The sequence below is a fragment of the Enterobacter sp. GER_MD16_1505_Eko_090 genome (assembly GCF_003331015.1).
GTDB lineage: Bacteria > Pseudomonadota > Gammaproteobacteria > Enterobacterales > Enterobacteriaceae > Enterobacter > Enterobacter roggenkampii.
The window spans coordinates 12,753-38,173 of sequence record NZ_PUQF01000006.1 but is presented as its reverse complement, the minus strand read 5'-3'; the positions used below and the strand labels follow the sequence as shown (position 1 = coordinate 38,173).

Annotated in this window: 31 protein-coding genes and 1 riboswitch; of the genes, 13 read left to right on the top strand and 18 right to left on the bottom strand. The window is 61.2% G+C overall.

Annotation, left to right across the window (positions count from 1 at the left end; all coding sequences use genetic code 11):
* Window positions 1-65: 65 nt before the first annotated feature.
* Genes hpxZ through hpxW form a run of 4 tightly spaced genes read right to left on the bottom strand, consistent with a single transcriptional unit; the run spans window position 66 to window position 3,625 of the window.
* Window positions 66-452 (bottom strand): oxalurate catabolism protein HpxZ, encoded by a 387-nt coding sequence (hpxZ, locus tag C6A40_RS08385; protein WP_008499851.1) that lies wholly within the window; start codon window positions 450-452, stop codon window positions 66-68.
* Entirely contained in the window at window positions 449-1,846 is a 1,398-nt protein-coding gene (locus tag C6A40_RS08380) for an AtzE family amidohydrolase (protein ID WP_045334724.1), read from the bottom strand. Before C6A40_RS08380 ends, hpxZ begins: the two co-directional genes overlap by 4 nt.
* Window positions 1,843-2,031 carry an oxalurate catabolism protein HpxX gene (hpxX, locus tag C6A40_RS08375; RefSeq protein ID WP_045334723.1) on the bottom strand — a complete coding sequence of 63 codons (189 nt, stop codon included), beginning with the start codon at window positions 2,029-2,031 and terminating at the stop codon, window positions 1,843-1,845. The genes C6A40_RS08380 and hpxX overlap by 4 nt, the downstream gene beginning before the upstream one ends.
* A 10-nt stretch (window positions 2,032-2,041) precedes the next feature.
* On the bottom strand, window positions 2,042-3,625 hold the full coding sequence (hpxW, locus tag C6A40_RS08370; RefSeq protein WP_045334721.1) for an oxamate amidohydrolase: 1,584 nt from the start codon (window positions 3,623-3,625) through the stop codon (window positions 2,042-2,044).
* 142 nt (window positions 3,626-3,767) lie between these two features.
* Between hpxW and hpxU the strand changes: the two genes are divergently transcribed.
* From hpxU to hpxK, 7 genes are all read left to right on the top strand, one after another.
* Window positions 3,768-4,607: a MurR/RpiR family transcriptional regulator HpxU gene (hpxU, locus tag C6A40_RS08365; RefSeq protein ID WP_045334720.1), complete on the top strand. Its 840-nt coding sequence runs from the start codon at window positions 3,768-3,770 to the stop codon at window positions 4,605-4,607.
* A 192-nt stretch (window positions 4,608-4,799) separates the two neighbouring features.
* Complete coding sequence (locus tag C6A40_RS08360; protein WP_041910577.1) at window positions 4,800-5,582, top strand: transporter substrate-binding domain-containing protein; 783 nt, start codon at window positions 4,800-4,802, stop codon at window positions 5,580-5,582.
* 4 nt (window positions 5,583-5,586) lie between these two features.
* A complete protein-coding gene (locus C6A40_RS08355; RefSeq protein ID WP_023327067.1) occupies window positions 5,587-6,252 on the top strand; it encodes an amino acid ABC transporter permease in 666 nt (221 codons plus the stop codon).
* Window positions 6,252-6,908: an amino acid ABC transporter permease gene (locus C6A40_RS08350; RefSeq protein WP_071882588.1), complete on the top strand. Its 657-nt coding sequence runs from the start codon at window positions 6,252-6,254 to the stop codon at window positions 6,906-6,908. The genes C6A40_RS08355 and C6A40_RS08350 overlap by 1 nt, the downstream gene beginning before the upstream one ends.
* Entirely contained in the window at window positions 6,889-7,626 is a 738-nt protein-coding gene (locus tag C6A40_RS08345) for an amino acid ABC transporter ATP-binding protein (protein ID WP_023327069.1), read from the top strand. Before C6A40_RS08350 ends, C6A40_RS08345 begins: the two co-directional genes overlap by 20 nt.
* A 13-nt stretch (window positions 7,627-7,639) precedes the next feature.
* Window positions 7,640-8,881, top strand: coding sequence for a pyridoxal-phosphate-dependent aminotransferase family protein (locus C6A40_RS08340; protein WP_032651243.1), 1,242 nt, complete (start codon window positions 7,640-7,642; stop codon window positions 8,879-8,881).
* On the top strand, window positions 8,878-10,107 hold the full coding sequence (gene hpxK, locus C6A40_RS08335) for an allantoate amidohydrolase (protein WP_045334719.1): 1,230 nt from the start codon (window positions 8,878-8,880) through the stop codon (window positions 10,105-10,107). The genes C6A40_RS08340 and hpxK overlap by 4 nt, the downstream gene beginning before the upstream one ends.
* A gap of 85 nt (window positions 10,108-10,192) precedes the next feature.
* Here the strand turns inward: hpxK and C6A40_RS08330 are convergent, their stop codons facing one another.
* Complete coding sequence (locus C6A40_RS08330) at window positions 10,193-11,194, bottom strand: magnesium transporter (protein WP_021240818.1); 1,002 nt, start codon at window positions 11,192-11,194, stop codon at window positions 10,193-10,195.
* Window positions 11,195-11,254: 60 nt separating this feature from the next.
* Window positions 11,255-11,424: riboswitch (M-box (ykoK) riboswitch) on the bottom strand.
* Window positions 11,425-11,582: 158 nt separating this feature from the next.
* Between C6A40_RS08330 and C6A40_RS08325 the strand changes: the two genes are divergently transcribed.
* Window positions 11,583-12,086 carry a DedA family protein gene (locus C6A40_RS08325; RefSeq protein WP_045334718.1) on the top strand — a complete coding sequence of 168 codons (504 nt, stop codon included), beginning with the start codon at window positions 11,583-11,585 and terminating at the stop codon, window positions 12,084-12,086.
* Between the two features lies 1 nt (window position 12,087).
* On the opposite strand, the gene C6A40_RS08320 is transcribed toward C6A40_RS08325, so the two are convergent.
* Window positions 12,088-12,837, bottom strand: a complete 750-nt coding sequence (locus C6A40_RS08320) for an SDR family oxidoreductase (RefSeq protein WP_021240816.1) — start codon at window positions 12,835-12,837, stop codon at window positions 12,088-12,090.
* Window positions 12,838-12,937: 100 nt separating this feature from the next.
* Between C6A40_RS08320 and C6A40_RS08315 the strand changes: the two genes are divergently transcribed.
* The gene (locus C6A40_RS08315; RefSeq protein WP_008499836.1) at window positions 12,938-13,297 is read left to right on the top strand and encodes a winged helix-turn-helix transcriptional regulator; all 360 of its coding nucleotides are present in this window, start codon (window positions 12,938-12,940) and stop codon (window positions 13,295-13,297) included.
* 1 nt (window position 13,298) lies between these two features.
* Here C6A40_RS08315 and C6A40_RS08310 read toward each other — a convergent pair whose 3' ends face one another.
* Window positions 13,299-14,093: an SDR family NAD(P)-dependent oxidoreductase gene (locus C6A40_RS08310; RefSeq protein ID WP_023343730.1), complete on the bottom strand. Its 795-nt coding sequence runs from the start codon at window positions 14,091-14,093 to the stop codon at window positions 13,299-13,301.
* 125 nt (window positions 14,094-14,218) lie between these two features.
* Window positions 14,219-14,662 carry a winged helix-turn-helix transcriptional regulator gene (locus C6A40_RS08305; RefSeq protein WP_008499834.1) on the bottom strand — a complete coding sequence of 148 codons (444 nt, stop codon included), beginning with the start codon at window positions 14,660-14,662 and terminating at the stop codon, window positions 14,219-14,221.
* Between the two features lie 152 nt (window positions 14,663-14,814).
* Here C6A40_RS08305 and agp point away from each other — a divergent pair, with 152 nt between their 5' ends.
* The gene (agp, locus tag C6A40_RS08300) at window positions 14,815-16,056 is read left to right on the top strand and encodes a bifunctional glucose-1-phosphatase/inositol phosphatase (RefSeq protein ID WP_045334716.1); all 1,242 of its coding nucleotides are present in this window, start codon (window positions 14,815-14,817) and stop codon (window positions 16,054-16,056) included.
* A gap of 35 nt (window positions 16,057-16,091) precedes the next feature.
* On the opposite strand, the gene C6A40_RS08295 is transcribed toward agp, so the two are convergent.
* Complete coding sequence (locus tag C6A40_RS08295) at window positions 16,092-16,319, bottom strand: YccJ family protein (protein WP_008499832.1); 228 nt, start codon at window positions 16,317-16,319, stop codon at window positions 16,092-16,094.
* Between the two features lie 20 nt (window positions 16,320-16,339).
* A complete protein-coding gene (gene wrbA / locus C6A40_RS08290; protein WP_008499831.1) occupies window positions 16,340-16,936 on the bottom strand; it encodes an NAD(P)H:quinone oxidoreductase in 597 nt (198 codons plus the stop codon).
* A 391-nt stretch (window positions 16,937-17,327) separates the two neighbouring features.
* Here wrbA and C6A40_RS08285 point away from each other — a divergent pair, with 391 nt between their 5' ends.
* Both C6A40_RS08285 and C6A40_RS08280 read left to right on the top strand, forming a co-directional pair.
* On the top strand, window positions 17,328-17,498 hold the full coding sequence (locus C6A40_RS08285; protein ID WP_013097201.1) for a general stress protein: 171 nt from the start codon (window positions 17,328-17,330) through the stop codon (window positions 17,496-17,498).
* Window positions 17,499-17,616: 118 nt separating this feature from the next.
* A complete protein-coding gene (locus C6A40_RS08280) occupies window positions 17,617-18,537 on the top strand; it encodes a DMT family transporter (protein ID WP_045334713.1) in 921 nt (306 codons plus the stop codon).
* A gap of 110 nt (window positions 18,538-18,647) precedes the next feature.
* Here the strand turns inward: C6A40_RS08280 and rutG are convergent, their stop codons facing one another.
* From rutG to rutA, 7 genes are read right to left on the bottom strand one after another with little or no spacing between them, the layout of a single operon-like run.
* Entirely contained in the window at window positions 18,648-19,970 is a 1,323-nt protein-coding gene (gene rutG / locus C6A40_RS08275; RefSeq protein WP_114191260.1) for a pyrimidine utilization transport protein G, read from the bottom strand.
* A gap of 21 nt (window positions 19,971-19,991) precedes the next feature.
* Window positions 19,992-20,486: an NADH-dependent FMN reductase RutF gene (rutF, locus tag C6A40_RS08270; protein WP_045334707.1), complete on the bottom strand. Its 495-nt coding sequence runs from the start codon at window positions 20,484-20,486 to the stop codon at window positions 19,992-19,994.
* 9 nt (window positions 20,487-20,495) lie between these two features.
* Entirely contained in the window at window positions 20,496-21,086 is a 591-nt protein-coding gene (locus C6A40_RS08265) for a malonic semialdehyde reductase (protein ID WP_032651257.1), read from the bottom strand.
* A gap of 9 nt (window positions 21,087-21,095) precedes the next feature.
* Complete coding sequence (gene rutD, locus C6A40_RS08260; RefSeq protein WP_045334704.1) at window positions 21,096-21,896, bottom strand: pyrimidine utilization protein D; 801 nt, start codon at window positions 21,894-21,896, stop codon at window positions 21,096-21,098.
* A 7-nt stretch (window positions 21,897-21,903) separates the two neighbouring features.
* Complete coding sequence (gene rutC, locus C6A40_RS08255; protein ID WP_008499822.1) at window positions 21,904-22,290, bottom strand: pyrimidine utilization protein C; 387 nt, start codon at window positions 22,288-22,290, stop codon at window positions 21,904-21,906.
* An 11-nt stretch (window positions 22,291-22,301) separates the two neighbouring features.
* The gene (gene rutB / locus C6A40_RS08250) at window positions 22,302-22,991 is read right to left on the bottom strand and encodes a pyrimidine utilization protein B (protein WP_045334700.1); all 690 of its coding nucleotides are present in this window, start codon (window positions 22,989-22,991) and stop codon (window positions 22,302-22,304) included.
* Window positions 22,991-24,082, bottom strand: coding sequence for a pyrimidine utilization protein A (rutA, locus tag C6A40_RS08245; protein WP_045334697.1), 1,092 nt, complete (start codon window positions 24,080-24,082; stop codon window positions 22,991-22,993). The genes rutB and rutA overlap by 1 nt, the downstream gene beginning before the upstream one ends.
* 245 nt (window positions 24,083-24,327) lie before the next feature.
* Here rutA and rutR point away from each other — a divergent pair, with 245 nt between their 5' ends.
* A complete protein-coding gene (gene rutR / locus C6A40_RS08240; protein WP_008499819.1) occupies window positions 24,328-24,966 on the top strand; it encodes an HTH-type transcriptional regulator RutR in 639 nt (212 codons plus the stop codon).
* Here rutR and C6A40_RS08235 read toward each other — a convergent pair.
* Entirely contained in the window at window positions 24,963-25,358 is a 396-nt protein-coding gene (locus C6A40_RS08235) for a lysozyme inhibitor LprI family protein (protein WP_032651270.1), read from the bottom strand. The genes rutR and C6A40_RS08235 overlap by 4 nt on opposite strands.
* Between the last annotated feature and the right edge of the window lie 63 nt (window positions 25,359-25,421).

The following is a 25,421-nucleotide window of genomic DNA, read 5'->3' as shown; positions in this document are numbered from 1 at the left end:
CCCACATGGCATACGGGACATCGTAGGCCCGGTAAGCGCAGCGCCACCGGGCAGGTTTTTCAGCGTTACACCATCAAACTCACCTGCGCCGCCACGATGCGCCACCCGTAGGCAAACCGCACCCACGTCTGCTGCTGGCGGCCAATGCGTTCTGTGCTCTCGCGGGTAAACTCGGTGCTGCACACGGCATAATCCTCCCCGAAGGTGGTAATGACGGTGTGGCGCAGCGTCCGCTGCAGCCCGGCGGCGGGGCGCGCCGCACGAAAGGCGCGGATTTCATCGATCCCGTACAGGTTTTCCCCCGCCCCCAGCCGCACCGTGTTTTTGTCGTGCCAGAACAGCTCGTCCAGCACCGCAACGTTGTTGCTCACCAGCGCGTCCTCATAGCGGTAAAACGCGGCCGTCACCTCGGCAACCACCCACGGGAGGTTAATGTCATCGTGATTCATCATGCTGCTATCTCCGCCGGGCGGGCATCGGTGATGCCGCTCTCTTCCAGAACCCGCGCGACGCGCAGGCAGGCCTGCTCGTTAAACGGCGCGGCAATCAGCTGCAGGCCAATGGGCGCGCCCTGCGCGGTGCGCAGCGGAACGGTGGTCACGGGCAGGCCTAAAAACGAAATCGGCTGGGTCAGCATCCCCATGCTGGCGCGGATGGGAAGCGGCTGACCGTTAATCTCCATGGTTTGCTCGCCGATCCGCGTGGCGCTGCGCGGCGTTGCCGGGGCAATCAGCACGTCGGCCCGTGCAAACAGCGCGTGAAACGCCTGCCGTGCCTGCGCGCGAAACCGCTGGGCCTGAATGTACCAGGCGGAAGGGATCGTCGCCCCGGCCAGCAGGCGTTCGCGGGAGTGCGGCTCAAAACGCTCGGGCTCCCGGCGAAGCGCGGGCAGGTACTGATTTCCCCCTTCGGAGGCGCTGATGATAAACGCCGCGGAACGCGCCAGCTCGGCGTCAGGAAACTGAAGCTCATCCTGCACGTCGAGCGCCTTCGCCACCCGCGCCACGGCGTCTCTGGCGTCCGCGTCGCACCAGGTGGTGAAGTAGCCGCCGAGCACCGCGCAGCGCAGGCCGTCAAGCCCGCGGTCAAGCAGGGGGCGCGTCTGTTCCCGCGAGCTCTCTGCCTGAAAACCGTCGCTGGTGTCCCGGCCCTGCAGCGCGTCGTACACGGACGCCAGGTCGCATACGCGGCGCGCAAAGGGCCCGATATGATCCAGGCTCGCGACAAACGGATGGCTGCCGGATCGCGACAGGCGGCCAAAGGTGGGCTTCAGGCCGTAGATGCCGCACAGGGAGGCCGGAACGCGAATCGAGCCGTTGGTGTCGGTGCCGAGCGAAAAGTGCACCAGCCCGGCGGCCACCGCGGCGGCTGAACCGCCGGACGACCCGCCCGCAATGCGCGTCAGATCGTGCGGGTTACGCGTCGCGCCGTAGTGGCTGTTCTCGGTGGTAAAGCCGTAGGCGTAGGCGTCCATATTGACCATCCCGGTCAGCAGCCCGCCCGCGCTGCGCAGCTGGCGCACGGCGAAGCTGTCGGCGGCCGCGGCGGGGCGCTGGCTGAACAGCTCGGCCCCGGCGAGGGTGGTGTGACCGGCAACGTCGAACAGATTTTTTACCGCGTAGGGCACGCCCGCCAGCGGCGGCAGGGGGCGCTTCTCGCGCCGCAGGGTGTCGATGTTCTCAGCCTCGGCGAGCATGCGTGCTTCCGTCACGGCGGTCCAGGCGCCGATCTGCGGGTTAACGCGCGCAATGGCCTCCAGCGTCTGGCGGGCAATCTCATGGGCGCTCAGCTCGCCCGCGCTCAGCGCCTGCTGAATGTCGCTGATACTCATCTCGTGTAGCCTCATGCTTTATACACTCCTGCGATCTCCAGACGGTCGTCGAGCGGCAGCGCCATCAGCGGGGCGGCCATGGTGGCTATGCGGCTGAACTGCAGCTGCAGCTCGGCGCGGCGGGCGTCATCCAGCGTCACGCCGAGTACAGTTTCCATTTGCGCCAGGTACGCCTGCCAGTCGGGTTGGTGTGTCGTCATTGTTTTCTCCTCAGAATCCGGCGGCCGCGCCGTTGCTGCGCGGGTCAAATGCCCCTTCAAACAGCCCGTTGGGGTGGCGAACAATGGCGCCCGCGTGGCCCATGGCTTCACTAAAGTCAGGGAATAGCTCCACCTCGTGACCGAGTGCCCGCAGGCGCGCGACCGTCTCGGGTGAAAAACGCCCTTCAAGCTTTAAGGTGTCAGAGGTTTGTCCCCAGGTGCGCCCCAGCAGCCAGCGCGGGCGGGAAATACTTTCCTGCAAGGGCACGCCCTGGACAACGTAGCGGGTAAAGAGCGCGGCCTGGGTTTGCGGCTGGCCGTCGCCGCCCATCGATCCGTAAACCATCACGCGCCCGTCCTTCAGACGCGCCGCCGCCGGGTTCAGGGTGTGGAACGGCTGTTTGCCCGGCGCGAGGGCCAGAAGATGGGCGGGATCGAGGCTGAACGATGCGCCCCGGTTCTGCCAGACGATGCCGGTGTCGGGCAGCACCACGCCGCTGCCGAACTCGTGATAAAGGCTCTGGATAAACGACACGGCGAGCCCGCTGCTGTCCATCACCCCCATCCACACCGTATCGCCGGGGCCTTTTCCGGTGCCCCACGGCGCCGCGCGACTGTCGTCAACCCTGTCGGCAAGCGCCTGCAGGGCGGCGGGATCCAGCAGTTTCTGAACATCGGTTTTCAGCGCGCGCGGGTCGGTGATGTGGGCATCGCGCAGGCCAAAGGCCAGCTTGGTGGCTTCCACGATGCGGTGAAGGGTGTCGGCGTCGTCGGCCTCCGCCATGTTCAGGCGGTCGGTGATGCCGAGTATCGCCAGCGAGACCAGCCCCTGCGTTGGCGGGGCGTGGTTAAAGATCTCTCCCTGCTGATGCTCCAGCTTCAGCGGCGTGGTGCGCCGGGCCGCGTGGGCGTTGAGATCGGCCAGCGTCACGGGGAGACCCAGCGTCTCCATGCCGTGCGCCAGGACTTCCGCCAGCGGGCCGCGATAAAAGCTGTCGAGACCCTCTTCCGCCAGACGCGTCAGGGTCGTGGCCATGGCGGGCTGGTAAAAGCGGCTCCCGACCTGCGGCGGCTTACCGTCCACCAGCCAGGTTTCCGCGAAGCCGGGGATGGCCTTCAGCTCGTCGAACTTGCTGGCCGTGGCGTGGGCCTGAGAGGCCGTGACCGGGGTGCCGTTCTGCGCATAGTCAATGGCGTCGGCCAGCAGGCGGGCCAGCGGCAGCGTTTTGCCGGTCATTTCGCGCGAGACCTTCAGCGCCTCGTCCCAGCCGCTTACCGTGCCGGCGACGGTCAGCGCCGCACGGGGCCCGCGATGGGGGATATGCGCCAGACCGTCGTAGGCGGCAAGCGTTGCCCGCGAACCTGCCGCGCCGCTGGCATCGATGGCGATGGGGTCGCCTTCCGGCGGCACGATAAGCCAGAAGCCATCGCCGCCCAGCCCGTTCATATGCGGGTAAACCACGGCGATGGTGGCCGCTGCTGCGACCATCGCCTCTATCGCGCTGCCGCCTTCGCGCAGCACCGCCAGCGCGCTCTGGCTGGCAAGATGGTGGGGCGCAACGGCCATGCCGTGCGTGGAGACATTACTTTGCATGAAGCGTCCTCGTAACTCTGAAAGTCACAAGGTGCTGCAAAAGCTGTTCCAGTTCTGAAAGAAAAGTTTCAGTAAACTGGCACGTATAATGAATACATACAAAAAAGGTACAATGTAATGAAACAAAAGTTACAGAGGCGCTATGGAACAGTTAGATGAACGTCTGAAAGCACAATACCCGTCGCTGTCGCCGCAGGAGCAGCGGGTGGCGGACTTTATATTCGACCATTTTGACGATCTGATTAGCTACAACAGCGCCGAGCTTGCGCAGCTGAGCGGGGTGTCGAAAGCCACGGTGAGCCGTCTGTTTAAGCGGCTGGGCTATGAGAAATATAAGGACATGCGCGACGAGCTGCGCACCCTGCGCCAGAGCGGGATGCCGCTCACCGACAATCGCGATGCGGTGCAGGGCAATACGCTGCTGGCGCGCCACTATAAGCAGGAGATGGCAAACCTGACCCAGTGGGTCAATGCCCTCGACGCGCAGCAGTTTGCCGACGCCATGGCCTGCATGGTCAGGGCGCGCCGCATCGTCATTATCGGCATGCGTAACGCCTATCCGGCGGCGCTGCACCTGCGCCAGCAGCTGCTGCAGGCGCGCGGTCAGGTGCTGGTGCTGCCGCAGCCGGGGCAGAGCCTGAGCGAGGAGCTGGTGGACTTAACGCCGGACGATCTGGTGGTGATGATGGCCTTTCGCCGTCGCCCGCGCATCATTCGCCCGCTGATGCAGCAGCTTCAGAGCAGCGGTATTCCGGTGCTGCTGATGTGCGAGCCGCAGGCCCACAGCCTGTTCCCGCTGGCGAGCTGGCAGCTCTGCACTCCGCTGGACAGCGTCTCCGCCTATGACAGCTATTCGTCGGTCAACAGTCTGATCAACCTGCTGGCGAACGCCTTCCTGCATGACATTCTCGATAAAGGCCGCCCGCGCATTCACGAGATTGCCTCCCTCTACCAGCAGCTGGACGAGCTGGAACAGCGATAATGGGGCATCAGGCTGGTGCTTTGCATTAAAACAGTGCAATCAGACGGGGCGTAAAAGAGCGCCCCCTTTTCGCCATTCCCCGATTTATCAGGCTTTATGACAATATCCCCCGTTTCGCCTGACCTGGCACATTAGTTGCAAAATCACCTTCAAAGAATCTTTTGTTTCATGTTAACGTTACGGGGAAGCACCATGAAAAAACTGTTAATTGCACTGGCCGGGGCCGCATGCCTCTTCACACAGCTGCCGGCAAAGGCTGACCAGCTTCAGGATATCGAGAAGCGCGGCACTATCCGCATTGCCGTTCCGCAGGACTTCCCGCCGTTTGGCTCGGTGGGGACCGATCTGCAGCCGCAGGGCTATGACATCGACATGGCGCGCTATCTGGCCAAACAGATGAAGCTCAAGCTGCAGCTGGTGCCGGTGACCAGCGCCAACCGCGTGCCGTACCTGCAAACCGATAAGGTGGATCTGGTCATTTCAAGCCTCGGTAAAAACCCGGAGCGCGAGAAGGTGATCGACTTCAGCCGCGCCTACGCGCCGTTCTTCCTCGGCGTGTTTGGCCCGAAAGGGGCTGAACTGAAGGACGCCGCCGCGCTGAGCGGAAAAACCATCGGCGTGACGCGCGGGGCGGTGGAGGACATGGTGCTGACCGGCCTGGCGCCTAAAGATGCCAACGTGAAACGCTACGAAGACAACAACACCACGCTCTCCGCCTACCTCTCCGGCCAGGTGCAGTACGTGGCAACAGGCAACCTCGTGGTGGCAGCCATTTCGCGCCAGAACGCGGATAAAGCACCGGTGCCGAGCTTTATGCTGAAAGATTCGCCGTGCTTTATCGGCCTGAAGAAAAACGAACCGGCCCTGAAGGCAAAAGTGGACGCGCTGATCGAGCAGGGCATTAAGGACGGCACGCTGAACGGCCTGTCAGAGCAGTGGCTGAAGGCCCCGCTGCCGGCAAACCTTGGCGCCTGAGCCGATGACGGAGCAACTTGATTTTTCAGCCCTCTGGCCGCACTGGCCGGCGCTGCTGGCGGGATTGTGGGTCACCGTTCAGCTGACGGTAATGGCAACCGTCGGCGGGCTGGCAACAGGGATTGTCGGGGCAGCGATCCGCAGCGGACGCACCACCTGGTTTAGCCGGATCTGGGGCGCATACGTGGAAATCATCCGCAACACGCCGTTTGTGGTGCAGCTGTTTTTCATCGTCTTCGGCCTGCCGAATCTGGGCCTGAAGATGACGGCGGGGGAAGCGGCGCTGCTGGCCATGGTGGTGAACCTGGGCGCCTACAGCACCGAGATTATCCGCGCCGGCATCCAGGTCACGCCGAAAGGGCAGTGGGAGGCCGGGCGCGTGCTGGGGCTGACCCGGCTGCAGACCTTTATCCGCGTGGTGCTGCCGCCCGCGCTGCAGCGCATTTACCCGGCGCTGGTGAGCCAGTGCATCATCGTGATGCTCGGCTCGTCGGTGGTGTCGCAGGTCTCGTATGAAGAGCTGACCTTCGCCGCCAACCTGATCCAGTCCAGAACGTTTTTAAGCTTTGAGGTTTATCTGGTGACCACCGGCATTTACCTGGCGCTGTCGATTACCCTGCGCCAGCTGATGATGGCGGCAGGACGCAAATGGCTGGGGGTGCAGGCATGATGACCACCTTTACCGACTGGGACATTATTCGCAACCTGCTGCTGGCCGGGCGCTGGACGGTGCTGCTGTCGCTGGTGGCGTTTGTCGGCGGGGCGGTGGTAACGCTGCCGCTCCTGCTGCTGCGCCTGACGGGCGGACGCACGGTGAAGCGCATCATCCGCGGCTATATTGAGCTGTTTCAGGGCACGCCGCTGCTGATGCAGCTGTTCCTGGCCTTCTTCGGCGTGGCGTTGTTCGGCATCGACGTCTCGCCGTGGACCGCCGCCTCGCTGGCGCTGACGTTTTACACCAGCGCGTTTCTGCTCGATATCTGGTATGGCAGCATTCGCGCGCTGCCGAAGGGGCAGTGGGAAGCGTCGCGCTGTCTGGGGCTGACCTTTGGCCAGACCCTGTTTCGCGTGGTCGCTCCGCAGGCGCTGCGCATCGGCATTGCGCCGACGGTCGGCTTTGCCGTGCAGGTGATCAAGGGGACCGCGCTGGCATCGATTATCGGCTTTGTCGAGCTGACCAAGGCCGGGACCATGCTGACCAACGTGACCTATCAGCCGTTTAAGGTCTTTGCGCTGGTGGCGCTGGGCTACTTTATTCTGTGTTATCCGCTGTCGCGCTACAGCCGCTATCTGGAGACGAAATTCAATGCCTCTCATCACCATTAATCAGGTGCAGAAGTACTACGGCGATAACCACGTGCTCAAGGGCGTCGATCTGGATATCGACATGGGCCAGGTGATCTCCATCATCGGGCGCAGCGGATCGGGCAAAAGCACGCTCCTGCGCTGCATCAACGGCCTGGAAGGCTATCAGGACGGCAGCATCAAGCTGGGCGGCATGACCATTACCGACCGGGATTCTCAGGCGCGTGAAATCAGCCGCTCGGTGGGGATGGTGTTCCAGAGCTTTAACCTGTTCCCGCACATGACGGCGCTGGAGAACGTGATGCTCGCCCCGCGTCGGGTGCTGAAGAAAAGCGCCGCCGAATGCCGGGCGCTGGCGCAGCAGATGCTGGAGAAGGTTGGCCTCGGCGACCGTCTGGATTACTACCCGTCGAGCCTCTCCGGCGGCCAGCAGCAGCGCGTGGCCATTGCCCGCGCGCTGGCGATGTCGCCGAAAGTGTTACTCTGCGACGAGATCACCTCCGCGCTCGACCCGGAGCTGGTGGGCGAAGTGCTCAAGGTGCTGGAGCAGCTGGCGGCCGAGGGGATGACGCTCATACTGGTTACCCATGAAATGAATTTTGCCCGCGAAGTGGGCGACCGCGTGGTGTTTATGCACCAGGGGAAAGTCTGGGAGCAGGGCGACAGCAAAACGCTGTTCGCCAACCCGCAGACCACGGAACTGAAGCAGTTCATCTCCTCCGTGCGCGGTCTCAACTGATAAGGACTGAATAATGGATATCGCACACTTTCCGCAAATCAACCCGCCCCAGCGCCTGCTGATGGGGCCGGGGCCGATCAACGCCGACCCGCGCGTGCTGCGCGCTATGTCGAGCCAGCTGATCGGCCAGTACGATCCGGCCATGACCCACTACATGAACGAGGTGATGGCGCTCTATCGCGGCGTGTTTCGCACCGAGAACCGCTGGACGATGCTGGTGGACGGCACCTCCCGCGCGGGAATTGAAGCCATTCTGGTCTCCGCCATTCGCCCGGGAGATAAGGTGCTGGTGCCGGTCTTTGGCCGCTTTGGTCACCTGCTGTGCGAAATTGCCCGCCGCTGCCGCGCGGAGGTGCACACCATCGAAGTACCGTGGGGCGAGGTGTTTACCCCGGACCAGGTGGAGGATGCGATTAAGCGTATTCGTCCGCGCCTGCTGCTGACCGTGCAGGGCGACACCTCCACCACCATGCTGCAGCCGCTCGCCGAGCTTGGCGCGATCTGCCGTCGCTACGACGTGCTGTTTTACACCGATGCCACCGCGTCGCTCGGCGGTAACGCGCTGGAGACCGACGCCTGGGGGCTGGATGCCGTCTCGGCCGGGATGCAGAAGTGCCTCGGCGGCCCGTCCGGCACGTCGCCGATCACTCTGAGCGCGCGGATGGAAGAGGCAATCCGCCGCCGCAAGTGCGTGGAGGAGGGCATTCGCACCGACGCCCACCGCGACGGCGACGAGGAGATGATCTACTCCAACTACTTCGATCTCGGCATGGTGATGGACTACTGGGGGCCGGAGCGGCTGAACCACCACACCGAAGCGACCACCGCGCTGTTTGGCGCTCGCGAATGCGCGCGGCTGATCCTGCAGGAGGGGCTGGATAACGGCATCGCCCGCCACAGGCTGCACGGCGATGCGCTGCTGAAGGGCATTCAGGCGATGGGGCTGGAGACCTTCGGCGACCTGAAGCACAAGATGAACAACGTGCTGGGCGTGGTCATCCCGCAGGGGATCAACGGCGACCAGGTGCGTAAGCTGATGCTGGAGGATTTCGGGATTGAGATCGGTACCTCGTTTGGCCCGCTGCACGGCAAAGTGTGGCGCATTGGCACCATGGGCTACAACGCGCGCAAGGACTGCGTGATGACTACCCTGAGCGCGCTGGAGTCGGTGCTGAACTACCTGAAGTTCACCACCACGCAGGGGGCCGCCATGCAGGCCGCGTGGGACCACTATCGTCGCGAGACGCCGCAATGAGCCCGGCGGCAGAGCGGGTGATGGCGCGCGCCGACGCGCTGGCCGCCATCAGCGAAACCCCGGACGGCCTGACGCGGGTCTATCTCTCCACGCAGCATCTCCAGGCCAACCAGCTGGTTGGGGAGTGGATGCGCCAGGCGGGCATGACCGTCTGGCAGGACAGCGTGGGCAATATCTGTGGACGCTACGAGGGCGCGCAGGAGGGGGCGCAGGCGGTGCTGCTCGGCTCGCATCTGGACACCGTACGCAACGCCGGGCGCTACGACGGCATGCTCGGGGTGCTCACCGCCATCGAAGTGGTGGACAACCTGCACAAGCAGGGGCGGCATCTGGCGCAGTCCATCGAGATTGTCGGCTTTGGCGACGAAGAGGGCACCCGTTTTGGTATCACCCTGCTGGGCAGCCGTGGTCTGACGGGAACCTGGCCGCAGGGCTGGCTGGAGACGTGCGATGCCCAGGGCATCAGCGTGGCGCAGGCGATGGTGCAGGCGGGGCTCGATCCCACTCGCGTGGCGCTCGCGGCACGCCATCAGGAGGATTTCAGCGCCTGTCTGGAACTGCATATCGAACAGGGACCGTGTCTGGAGCAGGAAGGGCTGGCGCTGGGCGTGGTGGAAGCCATCAACGGCGCGCGCCGCCTCAACTGCCGCTTCACCGGCGAGGCCGGGCACGCCGGTACCGTGCCGATGAACCATCGTAAGGATGCTCTGGCCGCCGCCGCCGAGTGGATGGTGCTGATTGAAAACACCACCCGGCAGCAGGGCGGCAACCGGGTGGCAACGGTCGGGGAACTGCGCTGCCTGCCCGGCGCGGTCAACGTCATCCCCGGCGAGGTTGCGCTCTCGCTGGATATTCGCGGCCCGCAGGATGCCCCGCTGGACGCGCTGCTCGCTGAACTGCTGGCGCAGGCGCAGGCGATCGCCGCCCGTCGCGGGCTGAGCTTCAGCGCCGAGGAGTTTTACCGGATCGCCGCCACGCCGTGCGATGCGCGTTTGCAGCGCCTGCTGGGCGACGCGGTTGAATCGGTGCAGGGGCGCTCGTTATCTCTGCCCAGCGGCGCCGGGCATGACACCATCGCCCTGGCGGAACGCTGGCCGGTGGGGATGCTGTTTGTGCGCTGTAAGGGCGGGATAAGCCACCATCCGGCGGAATCGGTGATGGCTGAGGATGTTGCCCTGGCGATTGAGGCATTTGGGCAGGCGGTGAGAGCGCTTGGTGCTATCTGATTGTTGCCCGGCGGCGCTGCGCTTGCACGGGCCTACGGGATGGGTAGGCCGGGTAAGCGGCAGCGCCACCCGGCAAGGAATCACATCACTCCAGCCCCAGCGTATATTGCGCGATCTTAAAGTAGATAATCAGCCCGGTACCGTCGATCAGCGTCGCGATAAACGGCGCGGAGACGACCGCCGGGTCAATGCCGCAGCGCTTGAGCACCATCGGAATGACGGACGAGACAATCGCGCTCCAGAGCGTAATGCACACCAGCGTCAGGCTGACGATGAGCGTAATCTCCAGCCCGATCCCCATCATCCAGGCGCGGATACACCCGGCAATGCCGAGCGTCACGGCAATCATCAGCGAGGTGGTCATCTCTTTGCGCAGTACGCGGCCCACGTCGCGCAGATGAACTTCACCCAGCGCCATGGCGCGCACCAGCGTGGAGGTGATCTGCGTCCCGCTGTTGCCGCCCGTGCCGATCAGCAGCGGAATAAAGAATGCCAGCGCGATGGCGGACTCCAGCGCCTCTTCAAAATGCTGGATGACCGAGCTGGTGTAGGCTTCGGCGACAAACAGCAGCAGCAGCCAGACGGAGCGTTTCTTCCACAGGCTGAAGGCGCTGGTTTCCAGATAGGGCTTCTCCAGCGGCAGCGTCGCCCCCTGAAGCTGGGCATCTTCGGTGACGTCATCTTCCAGCAGATGGGCGATTTCGCGCTCGGTCAGGCAGCCGACGAGTTTGCCGTGGGTCACCACGGGCACGACATCTGCGTCGCCGTGCGCCAGCAGTCCGGCAACATCGGCACGTTCATCCTCCGGTTTGACCTGCAAAAACTGCGAAATCATCAGGCTTTTAATTGGCTGTACGGTATCTGTGGTCTGTAGCAGTTTGCGCACGGCAACCATCCCCGCAAGGCGGCCATTGTCTTCAATAAAAATATGCGACGGAATATCATCGTCTTTTAATTTTTTGAAGAATTGCTCGCGCGCCAGCGCCACGCATAATGCAATATCGAGGACGATAAAATCGGTATTCATATATTGCGCGACCGCGCTGTCATTGAATGCCAGGTTTTGGTTGTGAATAGCGTAAGACATAGTGAATTCCCTTTGAATAATAACATCTCTCAGGGGCGAGCAAGACAGGGCATGTCGAAGAGGAGATCCCCACGTCCTGGGTTCAGCACTGTACACCGTATCCCGCAAGGGAAGTTATACTGACAAAGCCTTGATTCGACAGTGCCTGTTTTACCCTGTGCCGGTTCTCTCGAACCTACCAGAGCGATAACGTGTATTTGTACAGGAGCCTCGCCATAACGAGATCGTTGTAAAACGAGAGGGATAATACGCCGGTTTAAATTTAGCGCTCAGAAAATTAAATAATGTTTAAGAACGGTTTAGATAAATCTTATTAATAAAATGTTGAGGGTTTATTTAAGGTTATTCATTTTAAATGGAGGATTAAATAATTAACGGAGGAGAGAAAATGGCGTGGCTTGATAATCTGCTGAATCATTTTGCGCTGTATCCGGCACATCTGTTCGCGCTGTTATTTGTGATGGCGCTGAGCAAGTCCACGGTGCTGATCTCCTCCGTGCTGCCGCCCGCCTCGGTGATGCTGCTGGCGGGCATTACCGTCAGCCAGGGGAACATGCACCCGGCGCTGGCGTGGCTGGCCGTGGTGATGGGGGCGACGGCAGGTTCGATGCTGAATTACCATATCGGCCAGCTGATGGGGCACACCCGGCTGGTCACGCGCTTCACGTCAAAGCATGCCGCTACATTTTTACGGGTCCAGCATCAGCTACAAAAGAACGGCGTCATCGCCCTGTTTACGTCGCGCTTTCTGGCGGTGTTGCGCTATGTCGTGCCGCTGGCGGCGGGGATGCTCAGGCTTAACGCCGTCAAAGTCTACGCCGTCAGCCTGCTTTCCGCCTGCGCGTGGGCGGCGCTGTATGTCGGCGCGGTCACCGGCATCAGCGCCTTGTGAATTACAGACTTCCCATTCCGCCGTCCACCAGCAGCTCCGTTCCCACCGTGTAGCTCGACTCGTCGGAGGCCAGATAGAGCGCGGCTTTTGCCAGCTCCGTCGTCGAGCCCATTCTGCCGAGCGGCACCAGCTTGATGATTTCCGCCATCATCGCGTTAAGCGCCTCGTCGCTTAAGCCCGTTTTCGTAAACGCCGGGGTCTCCACCGGACCGGGGCTCAGGCCGTTGACGCGGATCCCGCGCGGCAGCAGCTCTGCCGACAGCGTGCGCGCCAGCGACAGCAGGGCGGCCTTGCTCGCGGCATACACGCTGCTGGTGGGCAGGCCGATGCGCGCGCTCACGGAGCCGCAGAGGATTATCGAGGACGGGTTATTCAGCAGCGGCAGCAGCGCCTGGATTAAAAAGAACGGCCCCTTCAGGTTGATGTTCATCAGACGGTCCCAGGCCTCTTCCTGCCAGGCTTCCAGCGGCGCGTGCGTCACGTCGCCGGCGTTGAGAAACACCGCGTCCAGGCGCGGCCAGCGGGCGGCGAGGGTTTCCGCCAGCGCTTTTTGCGAGGTGATATCGCCCGCATCGGTCGGGATCACCCAGGCCTTATCGCCCAGAATGCGCTCAGCTTCAGCGAGGGTGTCCGGGTTGCGTCCGGTCACGGCGACGCGCGCCCCTTCGGCGATAAACGCCTGCGCGGTGGCAAGACCGATGCCGCTGGTGCCGCCGGTAATCAACGTATACTTATCGGTTAAACGACCCATGTTCTTCTCCTGAAATGTCACTGGAGAAAGCACTATAGAAACGTTAGTATAGAAAGGAAACCAGGTACCAAATGGATACTAACGAGGCAAGAGGTGTGCTATGGCAGAAATGCTGGGTGAGTGCTGTGAAAAAAAATCTGAGGCCTATACCTGCCCGATGACGCAGTTTGTAAACCTGATTTCCGGCAAATGGGCAATCCCGATCCTTTATCGTCTTATTGTGATTAACACGCCTGTCCGCTTTGGCGATTTGCTGCGGGCGGCTGCACCCATCACCCAGAAAGAGCTGACGAAGCAGCTGCGCCTGTTTGAACAGCGCGGGCTGGTGACGCGGACGGTCTACCCGGAGATCCCGCCGCGCGTGGAGTATCAGATTACCGGGCTGGGGTTAACCCTGCAGGATGCACTCTCTCCGCTGGCCGCCTGGATGAGCGAGTACGGCGACCAGCTGGAGCGTTAGGCTACTGCTTTACGTAGCGCGGAGCCGGGATGCCGGTGCGCGCGCTGTTAAACAGCTCGAGACGTGCCGCTTCGTAGCGGTCCCACAGGCTGACGTCATGCATCGGCGGGATGGTGATCGGTTCGCCCTGATCCAGACCCGCCAGTGACGCATCCACCATATCGTCGGTGGTCATCACCGATCCTTCCGGCAGATCGTCCACCGTGACGCCAGAATGGCTCCAGATCTCCGTCGCGGTCGCGGCGGGCAGCACGGCCTGAATGCGCACGCTGCTGTCGGCAAATTCTTCCTGCAGTCCGCGGGTAAAGCTCAGTACCCAGGCCTTGGTGGCGCTGTAGAGCGCGCTGCCCGCACGGACATGGAGCGATAACACCGAGGCGATATTGATCAGCGTGCCGCGATTGTTCCGCGCCAGTCGCGGGAGAATGGCGTAGGTCAGCCGCATCAGCGCCGTGGTGTTGAGGGTATTGATGGCCTGATGCTGCGCCACCTCGCCCGCGAGGAACGGCGCCATCTGCGCGGTGCCCGCGTTGTTAACCAGCGTATCAATGGCGGTATTGCTGCGCAGTTCCTCTTCCACCGCGCGGATCCCGGCTTCATCGGTGAGATCGGCCACCAGAATATCGACGGCCACGCCGTAGCGCGCGCGCAGGTCGGCGGCGAGGGTTTTCAGGCGATCCTCGCGGCGGGCGACCAGGACCAGGTTGGCACCGCGCGCGGCAAGGCGATCGGCATAGACGGCACCGATCCCGGAAGAGGCACCCGTGATCAGGGCGGTGGTGATTTGCGTAGTCATAATGCATTACCTCAGGCAAAGTGGGTTATTTGGTTTCAATATGAAACTGAATTAACTCTCTGTCATTTGGTTTTATAATGCAACCACATTGGCGAGATTTTTTTGCTTTTGCCTGGCGGGTGGGCTCAGGAGGGGAGTTTGGCCACGATCTCTTCAGGCGTCAGTTCGCGCCCGTCATCGGCGATAAGCATCAGTTTTCGCAGCGGTTTGCGCTGTTCGCTATCGACGAGAACGGTGCCGCATTCGTTTTCCGCGAACAAAAATTCATTGCCCCACTGGGACAAGGCAACCAGCACGGTTTGCAGGGCGCGTCCCTTGTCGGTCAGGACATATTCCTGCCAGGCGCTGCCGTCGGAGGCGGGCTGAAGCCGGAGGATGCCTTCGTCCACCAGCAGCTTGAGCCGCGTGGTCAGCATGTTTTTCGCGATACCGAGGCTTTTCTGAAACTCGCCGAAGCGTTTAATACCGCGAAGCGCGTCTCGAACGATCAGCAGCGACCACCAGTCGCCGATGATATCCAGCGAACGGGCAACGGGGCAGGTGCTCTCTTCAAGGCGGGTACGTTTCACAGCGAATTCTCCGGTGGGGTGTGGTTTTATTATAAAACTAATTGGCACACTCCGTAAGCACGTTAATCATCAGTTTGAGAAATGCTTCCCGGAAAATTGTGACGAACCTGTCACACTGAACGCGACATTTTAAAACGAGTGAGGAATTAGGGATGAGAAAAGCACTACTCGCGCTGGCAGTCGCCGGTTCCATTTCAGCAACGTTTGGCGTACAGGCGCAAGAGACGCCGGAAGGGTATCAGCTGGAGCAAGTTTTAATCATGAGCCGTCACAATCTGCGCGCGCCGCTGGCCAATAACGGCAGCGTGCTGGAGCAGTCCACGCCGAAGCAGTGGCCGGAGTGGGAGGTGCCGGGCGGCCAGCTCACCACCAAAGGTGGCGTGCTGGAGGTGTATATGGGGCACTACATGCGCGAGTGGCTGGCGCAGCAGGGGATGGTGAAGACGGGAGAATGTCCACCGGCGGATAGCGTTTATGCTTACGCCAACAGCCTGCAGCGCACCGTCGCCACCGCGCAGTTCTTCATTACCGGCGCGTTCCCGGGCTGCGATGTGCCCGTGCACCATCAGGAAAAAATGGGCACCATGGACCCGACATTCAATCCGGTGATTACCGATAACTCGCCGGAATTCCGCGAAAAAGCGCTCAAGGCGATGGAGTCCGAGCGGCAGAAAATGCAGCTTAGTGAAAGCTACAAGCTGCTGGAGCAGATGACCAACTACGCCGACTCGCCGTCCTGCAAAGAGAAAAAGGTCTGCTCGCTGGCGGACGCGAAAGATACCTTCAGCGCCGACTATGAAAAAGAGCCTGGCGTATCCGGGCCGCTGAAGGTGGGCAACTCGCTGGTGGACGCGTTCACGCTGCAGTATTACGAAGGCTTCCCGGCCGACCAGGTGGCCTGGGGCGAAATCAAAACCGACCAGCAGTGGCGCGTGCTGTCGAAACTGAAAAACGGCTATCAGGACTCGCTGTTTACCTCTACCGAGGTGGCGCAAAACGTGGCGAAACCGCTGGTGAAGTATATCGATAAAACGCTGGTCACCGAGCAGGCGAAAGCGCCTAAGATCACCCTGCTGGTGGGGCATGATTCGAACATTGCTTCCCTGCTCACCGCCCTCGATTTCAAACCGTACCAGCTGCACGACCAGCAGGAGCGCACCCCGATTGGCGGCAAGATTGTCTTCCAGCGCTGGCATGACAAAAATGCCAACCAGGAGCTGATGAAAATTGAGTATGTCTATCAGAGCTCAGAGCAGCTGCGCAACGCCAGCGTGCTGTCGCTGCAGTCTCCGGCGCAGCGCGTGACGCTGGAGCTGAAGGGCTGCCCGGTGGATGCGAACGGCTTCTGTCCTGTTGATAAATTCAATGCGGTGATGAATAACGCGGCGAAGTAAGAGAGAACCCCCCGCGTAATGGCGGGGGGAAACACTTAAACGTTTTTACGTTCGATGGTTTGCTCACCCCAGAAGAGCGAGTCTTTGTCCGTTTTTTCGAAGGCGCGCACCAGCACTTCATCGTTGCCTTCTTCCCAAATCTGCTCTGCCAGCTTTTCATCGTATTTCGCGACTTCAAAGATAGCTTCGGCAATCTCCGGAGAGGTGTTGCGTAAACTTGCCCATTCGCCCACGTGGTGAGCTTTGGATTCTTGAGTTGGCATGGTTGTCCTCCTGTTGGGTGTTAGCCGTTGAGTTTTTTGGCCAGACCCGCGACGTATTCACCCTGATAGCGGGCGATAGACAGTTCTTCATTGCTTGGCTGGCGTGAACCATCCCCACCGGCAATGGTGGTTGCACCGTACGGCGTACCGCCGCGCACCTGGGAAATATCAAACAGCTCCTGCGCGCCGTAGCCAATTGGCACAATCACCATCCCGTGATGAGCAAGGGTAGTCCAGGTTGAGGTAATCGTCTGCTCCTGACCGCCGCCGGTCCCGGTAGAGCTGAATACGCTGGCGAGTTTGCCGTAGAGCGCCCCGGATGCCCAAAGTCCGCCGGTTTGATCGAGGAAGGTGCGCATCTGGCCTGACATATTGCCGAAGCGGGTTGGGGTGCCGAAGATAATGGCATCATAATCCGCCAGCTCCTGCGGGGTGGCGACCGGGGCGTTTTGTGTTTTTCCCCCGGCTTTCGCGAAGGCTTCCGCCTGCATGGTTTCCGGTACGCGTTTCACCACAACCTCAACGCCGTCAACCCTGTTTGCACCTTCTGCTACCGCGTGAGCCATGGTTTCAATGTGTCCATACATGGAATAATAGAGCACCAGAACTTTTGCCATTTTGCTTCACTCCTCGTTGGTTTCTCTGACAGCGGATCGCTGCGCTCTTTTAAAGATATGTCATCACAGCCAGACTGCAAAAATGAACGCCATTTATTTGATTTATAACAACATGAGGAGAAAAATGGCTTTGTAGCAAAATGATACAACTTTCCCGGTGCGGATTTTTAAAATGATAAGAAAGGCTTATGAATTACCGCCGCGTCATCTCACCCGAAAGACTGAGATCATGTTGCAGGATATTACCTTCGGCTTGCCGGATAACCTCATTCCACTAAGCTTAGTTTCACGCGGCACAGATAAAGGCGTTGTCCTTGAGCCGCGAGGTGAAAGAATCCTCTTTTACTGAATGCAATATGATGTCTAATGTTTCACACTCTGGAGGTTAGAGATGGCAAACCATCGTGGTGGTTCAGGTAATTTCGCAGAAGACCGTGAAAGAGCATCAGAAGCAGGCCGTAAAGGTGGCCAGCATAGCGGGGGGAATTTTAAAAATGACCCTCAGCGCGCATCTGAGGCTGGCAAGAAAGGGGGGAAAAACAGCCATGGCGGTAATAAGTAATTCGCCGGGTTGACTCCCTGCCGCCGGGTTTCCCCCGGCGGTTTTTTTATTTCTGCAACATTGAACTGTAACCAAAGGCAACGCACACTACAGAATTGTTCTCATTTGCTGGTGCCGCATGTCTGTCTCACGCTTTAAATTCTCCGTAAAACCACAGGAAGCCATCCTCATTCTCATCACCATGTTTTGGGGCGGGACGTTTCTGGCCGTTCAGTACGCGGTGACCCTCAGCGATCCGTTCTTCTTTGTCGGCCTTCGCTTTGCGACGGCGGCGTTAGCCGTGGGGCTAATATCCCTTAAAACGCTGCGGGGTCTGACGCTGAAAGAGCTTAAGGCGGGCGTGGCGATTGGGGTGGCGATAGCCATGGGCTACAGCCTGCAGACGTGGGGATTGCAGACCATCTCCAGCAGCAAATCCGCGTTTATCACTGCCATGTATGTGCCGCTGGTGCCGCTACTGCAATGGCTGTGCCTGGGGCGGCTGCCGGGTCTGATGTCCTGTATTGGCATCGTGCTGGCGTTTATCGGCCTGATCTTACTGGCCGGGCCGGAAAACAATCTTCTGGCGCTGGGACAGGGCGAAATCATCACCCTGATTGGGGCGATTGCCATTGCGGCGGAGATTATTCTGATCAGCGCGTGGGCGGGCAAAGTCGACGTCAAACGGGTGACGGTGGTGCAGCTCGCCACGGCCTCGCTGGTGGCCTTTGCGACCATGGTACCGGCAGGAGAGTCCGTGCCGCCGATGTCCACGGGCCTGGTCGTGGTGGCGCTGGGGCTCGGTATCTTCAGCGCCATTATCCAGGTCACCATGAACTGGGCGCAGCGCAGCGTATCGCCAACGCGAGCAACGGTCATCTACACCGGCGAGCCGGTCTGGGCGGGCATTTTCGGGCGACTCGCCGGGGAACGTCTGCCGCTGCTGGCCCTGGTGGGCGCGGCGTTTATTGTCGCCGGGGTGCTGGTGAGCGAGTTGAAGTTAAAAAAACGACGTAAGGCGATTGCCGGGGTAGGTGCTGAACAAGGTGCAGATAGCTAACAACGCGCACGCTGCCCGTTTCGCCCGGCGGCGCTACGCTTGCGCGGGCCTACATTCCAACTGTAGGCCGGGTAAGCGTAGCGTCACCCGGCAAGAAAGTGAAACACATATCAGGTGGACGGGGTGATGGCTTCCCCTTGTGCCACATCCCTTTTCCGGCGGCTCAGCAGGGCGTTAAGCAGGATCGCGCCGAAGGTCGCCGTGCCAATCCCGCCGATCGTAAACCCGCCCAGCGTCAGGGCAAAATCGCCCGCGCCCAGCACCAGCGTGACCGCCACCATAATCAGGTTGCCATTCTGACTAAGGTCGACGCGATGCTGCACCCAGATGCGCGCCCCGGCCACGGCGATCAGCCCAAACACCACGATTGATGCCCCGCCGATGACCGGTGACGGAATGGTATGGATCAGCGCGCCGAATTTCGGCGAGAAGCCGAGCAGCATCGCCATCACCGCCGCCGCCACGAAGACCAGCGTCGAATAGACTTTGGTCACCGCCATCACGCCGATATTCTCGGCATAGGTGGTAACGCCGCTGCCGCCCACGGAACCGGAGAGCATGGTCGCCAGCCCGTCGCCGACGAACGCGCGGCCCATGTACGGGTCCATGCTGCGTCCGGTCATCCCCGCGACCGCCTTCAGGTGACCCAGGTTTTCCGCCACCAGGATAACGGCGACGGGGGCGATGAGCATCATCGCCTGGGTGTTAAAGGTGGGGGAGGTGATCTGCGGCAGGCCGAACCAGGCGGCCTGATGCAGCAGGGTAAAATCAACCGGCTTGCCGAGACCAAAAACGTTTGCCAGCAGGGCATATACCAGACAGGCGACAATCAACCCGACCAGGATCAGCAGCCGCTGGATCATGCCCCGCGTAAAGACCGCCACCAGACCGATGCACTGCACGGTCACGACGGCCATCCAGCTTTCAAAGGGCGAGCCGGAGACGCTTTTCACCGCAATCGGCGCAAGGTTCAGACCGATCGCCATTACTACCGCGCCGGTGACGACGGGGGGCATCATGCGTTCGATCCAGCGCGTGCCGATCTTCATCACCACCAGACCAATCAGGGTATACACCAGACCGCAGGCGATGATGCCGCCGAGGGCCACGCTCAGGTTGGGGTTGATTCCCTGGCCGTTAAACCCGGTGGTGGCGATGACCACCCCGACAAAGGCGGCGCTGGAGCCGAGATAGCTGGGCACGCGCCCGCCGGTGACAAAAAAGAACAGCAGGGTGCCGATACCGGACATCAGAATCGAGAGGTTGGGATCGAGTCCCATCAGCATCGGCATTAGCACCGTGGCGCCAAACATGGCGACCGCGTGCTGGACGCCCATCACCATCGTCTGCCCGAGCGGGAGGCGTTCATCCGGCGCGACCACGCCAGCTTCTGTGGAGGTCGATTTCAACTGCCAGTGGGGAAATCCGAACATGGTCTGTCTCCTTAGAGCGCCTTAACAGGCGGGTCGCATCAGCGCGTGGTAGCCGCGGTCAAACCACACCAGCCCTTGCGGCGCCGGGTGGCGAATAATCGAAACGATGTCGCAGAACAAAATGTCATGGGTGCCAACGCTCACCACCTGGCTGATGCGGCAGTCAAACGAGGCCAGCGCATCCTCCAGACGCGGACATCCGGTGTCGCCCGCCTGCCAGCGGGCGGCGGCGAAGCGTTCTTCCATTGGCGTTTTGCCGCCAAACAGGTTTGAGAGCGGCTCCTGTCCGGCGCTGAGGGTATTGACGCACAGCGTGCGGTTCTCGCTGAACGTCGGCCAGACGGACGCGCCGCGGTTCAGGCACACCAGCAGGGTGGGCGGTGAATCTGTGACGCTGCATACCGCGCTGGCGGTGAAGCCTGCCATCCCCGCCGGACCGTCGGTGGTGATGATATTCACCGCCGCGCCAACGCAGGCCATGGCGTCGCGAAAGGTTTGCTTATCCGGTGTCGTCATGATCGCTCCTTACGCCAGCCCGCAGGCATCGTCGAAGGTCAGGCGCGGCAGGCGCCCGTAAAGTTTGCCCGGGTCGCCGTAGCCAATGTTGATCAGAAGATTGCTTTTAAGCGTCGTGCCGGTGAAAAAGGCCTCGTCGACCTTTTGTCGGTCAAAGCCCGACATCGGGCCGGTGTCCAGCCCCAGCGCGCGACAGGCGAAAATCATGTACGCGGCCTGCAGCGAGCTGTTGCGAAAGGCGGTCTCTTCCGCCAGCGCGGGGCTTGCGGTAAACCAGCTTCTGGCATCGCCGTGCGGGAACAGTTCAGGCAGGCGCTCGTAGAATTCACTGTCCCAGGCGACAATCGCCGTGACCGGAGCGGTGAGCGTTTTCTCCAGGTTGCCGCTGGAGAGCGCCGGGCGCAGCTTCTCTTTTCCCTCCGCGCTTCGCACAAACACAATCCGTGCCGGGGAGCAGTTGGCCGAGGTTGGCCCCCATTTCATCAGGTCGTAGATTTCGCGCAGCGTCTCGTCGGTGACGGCAATATCCTGCCAGCCGTTATGGGTGCGGGCGCCAGTGAACAGGGTTTCCAGCGCGGCGGGGGTAATGGCTTCGCTCATTAAGGCTCCTTATAAAGCGGGTTCATGACTGTGCAGCAGGCTGGCCAGCCCGTTCAGCAGCAGGGTGTTGAAGGTTTCCGGCTCGGTGACGTTGCAGGCATGGCCGCCCTGACGCATCACCGCGCTGTGGCTGTGCGGGATGGCCGCCTGCAGCTCAGACGAGCAGACAGAGGGCACCAGCATGTCGTCGGCGGAACAGATGATCTGGACCGGGCAGCGAATGCGCGCCGCATGGCGGCTGAAGTCAGCCTTTTTCAGGGCGCTGAGCCGGTGCAGCAGGTTGGCTTTTCCCTGGAAATGGGCCAGCGCCAGCGCTTCTTCGGCCTCCAGACGGGGGGCGCGAGCGGCCATCCAGTCTGCCGGGTAGAGAAACAGCGGCTGCGCCTCAACCCACGCCTGCGGGCCGCCGTAATGCAGCAGGCGCTCGCGGATCTGAAAGCAGCGGCGGGTATGCGCGTTGAGGGTCAACCAGCCGTTGACGCACACCAGCGCGGTGAGGGCGTCGGGGCGGTCGAGGGCCAGCTGCAGGCCGACCAGCGCCCCCAGCGCGTGGCCGACGATGCTGTAGCGCGCGATCCCGGCGTCAGCCAGCGCCTGGGCCAGTTCGTCCGCCATCTGTGCCAGGCTGTAGCCTTCCGGCAGGGCGTCGGGGTTAGTGCCCGTTCCGCGCTGGTCATAGCACACCACCTGATACTCCGGTTCCAGCGCGGCCAGCTGGGGCAGCCAGTAGCTGCCGCTGCCGCCGAGACCGGCAATAAGGACCACCACGGGCGCACCCTCATACGGGGGCGGTGAGACGGAAAGTTTCATGCCTGCCTCACTTCGCGATGTGCGCAACGGTGGCGATCTCAACCAGCGCGTCCGGCTTCACCAGCCCGCACTGAATGCAGAACCGGGCCGGCTTATCGCCGGGGAAGAACTCCGCGTAGATTTCGTTAATCGCGGCGTAGTTTTTCCAGTCGGTAATAAAGATGCTGTTGAAGGTCACGTCTTCCATCGTGCCACCCGCCGTTTCGATCACGGTTTTGATCGTCTCCAGCACGTGGCGGGTTTGCGCCTTTGGGTCGTTGATAAACACCACGTTGTTGTCTTTATCAAACGGCAGCGTGCCGGAGACATACACCACGCCGTCGGCGAGCGTGCCGGGAACAAACGGGGCGATGGGCGTGCTGGTGCCCGGCGGGATGATTACGGATTTCGGCATCGTGCGTCTCCTCAGGCGATACGGGCGAGCGGAGGAGTCAGGGCGTCGCAGAACTCCGCAACGTTACTGACCCAGCCAAAAAAGGTTTCGATATTGAACAGGGCCGCCTTCTGGGCGAAATCCGGCCCGGCCTGATGGGTCGCGTCTTCCAGCACCACGCCGAAATACTCGAGGAAAAAGCCGTCGCGCAGGGTCGACTCCACGCAGACGTTGGTGGCAATGCCGGTGAAGACCAGATGGCGAATGCCCCGGCTGCGCAGCAGGCTGTCGAGCGGGGTGTTGAAAAAGCCGCTGTAGCGCGGTTTCGGCAGGACGATATCACCCGCCTGCGGGACCAGCTCATCCACCAGCTGATAATCCCAGCCGCCTTTTGCCAGCAGCTTGCCCTGCAGTTCGGGACGCTTGCGCATGGTTTTCAGGGCGTTCGACTTGTGGAAGTTCGGTGAACCGGGGCCACCGGCCTCAACGTACTGGTCATCCCAGCCGTTCTGGAACCAGATGATAAGCATGCCCGCAGCGCGCGCGGCGGCGACGGCGGTTTTAATGTTCTCAATCACAGGCCGGGTGGCGGAGACGTCGAACCCCGCCAGATCCAGATAGCCGCCCTGGCTGGCGTAGGCGTTTTGCATGTCCACCACGATCAGTGCGCTTTGCTGGGGCGCGAAGGTGATGGCTTCCGGGCGTGCGTTAAGGGTTGTCATTACGCTACCTCCTTCGTGACGACAGGGATGTGGGCGCGGCACTGCATCAGCGGCTGGATGCGCTCGCCGAAGGTTTCCACGCCGGTGAGGAAATCGTCGAAGGTCAGCAGGACGCCTTCTGCACCGGGAACGGCCGCCACTTCATCGAGCATTCTGGCGACGCTGGCGTACGAGCCGACCAGCGTGCCCATGTTGATATTGACGGCGGAGGTCGGGTCGGCCATCTGGCGAACGTTGGTATCCGCCCCGGAGCGGGTGTCCTTCTGGCTCTGCTCGGTGAGCCAGCTCAGGGCCTCCTCGTCGGCACCGTCCTTATAGCGCTCCCATTTCGCGCGCGCGGCGTCGTCGGTTTCGTCGGCAATCACCATAAACAGCACGTAGGAGCCCACGTCGCGCCCGGTTTTGTCGGCGGCCTCTTTCATGCGCGCGGCGGTCGGGGCGAAGGCGGCAGGCGTGTTAACCCCTTTACCGAAGCAGAAGTTGAAGTCGGCGTATTTCGCCGAGAATTCCATTCCCGCGTCGCTCTGCCCGGCGCAAATCACCTTCATCGGCACCGACGGCTGCGGGCTGACGCGGCAGTCGTTCATGGTGAAGAAGTCGCCCTTGAAATCGCTTTTACCGGTACCCCACAGGTCGCGGAGGACCTGCACGTACTCGGTCAGGTAGTCGTAGCGGCGAGAGAAGTAATCGTCGCCCGGCCAGAGACCCATCTGCTCGTACTCCGGTTTTTGCCAGCCGGTCACCAGGTTGACGCCAAAGCGTCCGCCGGAGATGGAGTCGATGGTGGAGGCCATGCGTGCCACGATCGCCGGGGGCAGGGTGAGGGTGGCTGCGGTGGCGTAGATCTGGATCCGCGAGGTGACCGCGGCCAGCCCGGCCATCAGGGTGAAGGACTCCAGGTTGTGATCCCAGAATTCGGTTTTGCCGCCGAAGCCGCGCAGCTTGATCATCGAAAGCGCAAAGTCGAAATGGTAGTGCTCCGCTTTCTGCACGATGGCTTTATTCAGCTCAAAGGTCGGCATGTATTGCGGTGCAGTGGTCGAGATAAGCCAGCCGTTGTTGCCGATGGGTACAAATACGCCAATTTTCATCACGAACCTCTCTTCATTACGTCGCAGGTGTAACGGTGTTTTTGCAAAGGCAGTGCCAGTTTTGAAAATGGCAGTATTATTAATGTGTTAATCAGAGGTTGGTGGTTTGATGTGATTAAATGTGGACTAACTGGTCAAAAACATTGCACAGAAAACAGGCATTCATGCGCGATCGGGGTGCAGGATGTCGTGGCGAGACGGGGGTTTTGCTATGCTGAGGGCAACGCAGAATAAGGAGAGCGGGAATGACACAAGGCGCAGTGAAAACACCAGGTAAACGTTCGCAGGCGGTGAGCGCCAAGAAGCAGGCGATCCTCAGCGCGGCGCTGGAGACCTTTTCGCAGTTTGGCATTCACGGCACGCGCCTGGAGCAGGTGGCGGAGCAGTCCGGGGTATCCAAAACCAATCTGCTCTACTATTACCCGTCGAAAGAGGCGCTCTATGTCGCGGTGATGCAGCAGATCCTCGATATCTGGCTGGCGCCGCTGAAAGCGTTCCGCGAGGAGCTGGCCCCGCTGGTGGCGATCAAAGAGTACATACGCCTGAAGCTGGAGGTGTCGCGCGATTACCCGCAGGCATCACGGCTGTTTTGTCTTGAGATGCTGCAGGGGGCGCCGCTGTTGCAGGCGGAGCTGACCGGAGATTTAAAACAGCTGGTGGACGATAAGTCGGCCATTATTGCCGGATGGGTGGCCAGCGGAAAGCTGGCCCCGGTCGATCCGCATCATCTGATCTTTATGATTTGGGCCTCCACCCAGCATTACGCTGACTTTGCGGCCCAGGTCGAGGCGGTGACCGGTAAAACGCTCCAGGACGAAGCGTTTTTCCACAGCACCCTGGAGAACGTGCAGCGGATGATTATCGAAGGGATCCGCTTGCGCTAGTTCCCTGGTGGGAGAGGGCAGCTTAAGTCGCCCTCTTCACACTGCATCAGCGAGGCCAGAAACGCCTCGCGCTCCACGGTTTTCTCCGCCAGGCACTGATTCACGATCATCGGCTGAACGCTGCCGCCTTCCGTCCCCGAACCGATAAACGCACAGTCCGCGTCGCGCAGGGCAATCCAGGCCTGCTGCGCCTTTTTCAGCAGCTCGCGCTGAGGGGCTTCCGCACGCTTGACGGCGGCCTGATAGGTCTGGTTGAGCTTTTTGTCGGCAGCCTGATACTGCTGCGCGCTACAGGTATTCAGCTCAAGCTGGGTGGTCGCTTTGTCGCACTCGTCGGCCAGCGCGCTGGCGCTCAGCAGCAGCGCTGCGCCTGCGAAAAATACTCTTTTCATCATCCCCTCCGTGTAAAAAAGCCGGATGCGCTGCGCTTATCCGGCCTACGGTTGTTTTGTAGC

Excerpts from the sequence above, each read along its gene's own strand:
- C6A40_RS08350 (WP_071882588.1), top strand. The coding sequence starts at position 6,252 with ATGACCACCTTTACCGACTGGGACATTATTCGCAACCTGCTGCTGGCC.
- rutG (WP_114191260.1), bottom strand. The coding sequence starts at position 19,970 with ATGTTCGGATTTCCCCACTGGCAGTTGAAATCGACCTCCACAGAAGCT.
- C6A40_RS08320 (WP_021240816.1), bottom strand. The coding sequence starts at position 12,837 with ATGGGTCGTTTAACCGATAAGTATACGTTGATTACCGGCGGCACCAGC.
- C6A40_RS08360 (WP_041910577.1), top strand. The coding sequence starts at position 4,800 with ATGAAAAAACTGTTAATTGCACTGGCCGGGGCCGCATGCCTCTTCACA.
- C6A40_RS08330 (WP_021240818.1), bottom strand. The coding sequence starts at position 11,194 with ATGTCTTACGCTATTCACAACCAAAACCTGGCATTCAATGACAGCGCG.
- agp (WP_045334716.1), top strand. The coding sequence starts at position 14,815 with ATGAGAAAAGCACTACTCGCGCTGGCAGTCGCCGGTTCCATTTCAGCA.
- C6A40_RS08325 (WP_045334718.1), top strand. The coding sequence starts at position 11,583 with ATGGCGTGGCTTGATAATCTGCTGAATCATTTTGCGCTGTATCCGGCA.
- hpxX (WP_045334723.1), bottom strand. The coding sequence starts at position 2,031 with ATGACGACACACCAACCCGACTGGCAGGCGTACCTGGCGCAAATGGAA.
- rutB (WP_045334700.1), bottom strand. The coding sequence starts at position 22,991 with ATGACAACCCTTAACGCACGCCCGGAAGCCATCACCTTCGCGCCCCAG.
- C6A40_RS08355 (WP_023327067.1), top strand. The coding sequence starts at position 5,587 with ATGACGGAGCAACTTGATTTTTCAGCCCTCTGGCCGCACTGGCCGGCG.
- C6A40_RS08315 (WP_008499836.1), top strand. The coding sequence starts at position 12,938 with ATGGCAGAAATGCTGGGTGAGTGCTGTGAAAAAAAATCTGAGGCCTAT.
- hpxW (WP_045334721.1), bottom strand. The coding sequence starts at position 3,625 with ATGCAAAGTAATGTCTCCACGCACGGCATGGCCGTTGCGCCCCACCAT.
- rutR (WP_008499819.1), top strand. The coding sequence starts at position 24,328 with ATGACACAAGGCGCAGTGAAAACACCAGGTAAACGTTCGCAGGCGGTG.
- C6A40_RS08380 (WP_045334724.1), bottom strand. The coding sequence starts at position 1,846 with ATGAGGCTACACGAGATGAGTATCAGCGACATTCAGCAGGCGCTGAGC.
- C6A40_RS08310 (WP_023343730.1), bottom strand. The coding sequence starts at position 14,093 with ATGACTACGCAAATCACCACCGCCCTGATCACGGGTGCCTCTTCCGGG.
- wrbA (WP_008499831.1), bottom strand. The coding sequence starts at position 16,936 with ATGGCAAAAGTTCTGGTGCTCTATTATTCCATGTATGGACACATTGAA.
- hpxU (WP_045334720.1), top strand. The coding sequence starts at position 3,768 with ATGGAACAGTTAGATGAACGTCTGAAAGCACAATACCCGTCGCTGTCG.
- C6A40_RS08340 (WP_032651243.1), top strand. The coding sequence starts at position 7,640 with ATGGATATCGCACACTTTCCGCAAATCAACCCGCCCCAGCGCCTGCTG.
- rutA (WP_045334697.1), bottom strand. The coding sequence starts at position 24,082 with ATGAAAATTGGCGTATTTGTACCCATCGGCAACAACGGCTGGCTTATC.
- C6A40_RS08280 (WP_045334713.1), top strand. The coding sequence starts at position 17,617 with ATGTCTGTCTCACGCTTTAAATTCTCCGTAAAACCACAGGAAGCCATC.
- C6A40_RS08265 (WP_032651257.1), bottom strand. The coding sequence starts at position 21,086 with ATGAGCGAAGCCATTACCCCCGCCGCGCTGGAAACCCTGTTCACTGGC.
- hpxZ (WP_008499851.1), bottom strand. The coding sequence starts at position 452 with ATGATGAATCACGATGACATTAACCTCCCGTGGGTGGTTGCCGAGGTG.
- rutD (WP_045334704.1), bottom strand. The coding sequence starts at position 21,896 with ATGAAACTTTCCGTCTCACCGCCCCCGTATGAGGGTGCGCCCGTGGTG.
- C6A40_RS08285 (WP_013097201.1), top strand. The coding sequence starts at position 17,328 with ATGGCAAACCATCGTGGTGGTTCAGGTAATTTCGCAGAAGACCGTGAA.
- C6A40_RS08345 (WP_023327069.1), top strand. The coding sequence starts at position 6,889 with ATGCCTCTCATCACCATTAATCAGGTGCAGAAGTACTACGGCGATAAC.
- rutC (WP_008499822.1), bottom strand. The coding sequence starts at position 22,290 with ATGCCGAAATCCGTAATCATCCCGCCGGGCACCAGCACGCCCATCGCC.
- C6A40_RS08295 (WP_008499832.1), bottom strand. The coding sequence starts at position 16,319 with ATGCCAACTCAAGAATCCAAAGCTCACCACGTGGGCGAATGGGCAAGT.
- C6A40_RS08235 (WP_032651270.1), bottom strand. The coding sequence starts at position 25,358 with ATGAAAAGAGTATTTTTCGCAGGCGCAGCGCTGCTGCTGAGCGCCAGC.
- rutF (WP_045334707.1), bottom strand. The coding sequence starts at position 20,486 with ATGACGACACCGGATAAGCAAACCTTTCGCGACGCCATGGCCTGCGTT.
- hpxK (WP_045334719.1), top strand. The coding sequence starts at position 8,878 with ATGAGCCCGGCGGCAGAGCGGGTGATGGCGCGCGCCGACGCGCTGGCC.